Source organism: Ensifer sp. SSB1, from assembly GCF_016652895.1.
Lineage (GTDB): Bacteria > Pseudomonadota > Alphaproteobacteria > Rhizobiales > Rhizobiaceae > Ensifer.
The window spans coordinates 1-1125 of record NZ_JAEPRP010000374.1 but is presented as its reverse complement, the minus strand read 5'-3'; the positions used below and the strand labels follow the sequence as shown (position 1 = coordinate 1125).

2 protein-coding genes are annotated in these 1125 nt (G+C 56.9%); one reads left to right on the top strand and one right to left on the bottom strand.

Features of this window, described 5'->3' with window-relative positions; translation table 11 throughout:
- Positions 1-210 precede the first annotated feature (210 nt).
- Positions 211-660 (bottom strand): hypothetical protein, encoded by a 450-nt coding sequence (locus tag I8N66_RS37440; protein ID WP_291165617.1) that lies wholly within the window; start codon positions 658-660, stop codon positions 211-213.
- Positions 661-854: 194 nt separating this feature from the next.
- On the opposite strand from I8N66_RS37440, the gene I8N66_RS37435 reads away from it, so the two are divergent.
- The coding region (locus I8N66_RS37435; protein ID WP_291165615.1) for a hypothetical protein at positions 855-1125 on the top strand (271 nt) is incomplete at its 3' end.

Here is a 1125-nt window from a genome sequence, read left to right as displayed (position 1 = left end):
TTGGATTGAATTGTGGCGTCATCGCGTTTCCCGGATATGAGAGAGGACATGGTTGCCCGTTTGCGCCGGTGGGGTTCCGGCGCAGCGGGTGGGGTTCTTAGCGGTGTGAAGTGCGGCGCGAACGGGCACCGGTTGCTGTTATTTCGTCGCCGATTGCGGCGGCCATGTTGACGGCATTGCGTCAAAGTTCAGGCGTGGAAATCTGGGGCATCAGCTGCGTTCGTTGTCGTCAGGAAGCAGTGAGTGTGGATCAGCGCTTGGAATTGAGGCGGCGAGACGCTGAGCGTGATCGAGGGTGAATACACGAGCTTTTTTGCCAGAGGCAGCTCGAACGACATGGGCCTGGTCAATTCCGGTAAGGGTTGCGAGGTCTCTTATGGATAGGTTGTTGTTCTGAGCCAGTTGAATTGCCTTAGACCACACAGCCTTGCTGTTGTTGGCGCTGATTCGATAAAAGGCCCATTCCATGGTTTCATCGTCGGTGGGCGCGCGGCTAAGTTCATCGGCCGCGATGCTGAGGGTAGCGGCGAGTTCAAGGATGAAGTCATGATTGATGGTTGCGCGTCCCTGCGACAGGGCCGTGGCCAGATAGGCTTTCCCCTTTAATGCTTCCCGCAACGGTTCACCTGTGAGGTTCAGCCGGTGCAGGTGATATGCCAAGCGCGCCTCAAGGGCGTCGGGGTCTTGGCCATCGGCCAGCAAAGGCCATTTGTACGGCAGTCCGTTTGGCTTTCGTTGTGAAAGCCTATGGACACGTTTGCTCGGGTTCCTGACGGGGTTCGGTCAGGGTGAAGCTGGCTAAGGCGTAGGCAAATCCGTTGCGACGGATGAGGGGTGGCGTATTTTGGTTATTGATGGATGAGACGGCAGTACCGGCAAGAGTGACGAAATCCGTTACGGTGGCGGTGATACGTCAATGCCATAAACATCCGAGGGATGGCGATGGCGGGCACTTCGCTGTGGTGACTGAGGATGGGTTCACGATCAGAATAGAGGACATCAAATGCGATGGTGTCATTGTCTGCAGCGCGAACGCTCAACACAAGTCGTCACGGCTGGCGAATTCCATACTAGATGCCGTCGGCTTTTCGGACGCGCGCAGGATGGTTGATTGGCCGGCGCGTG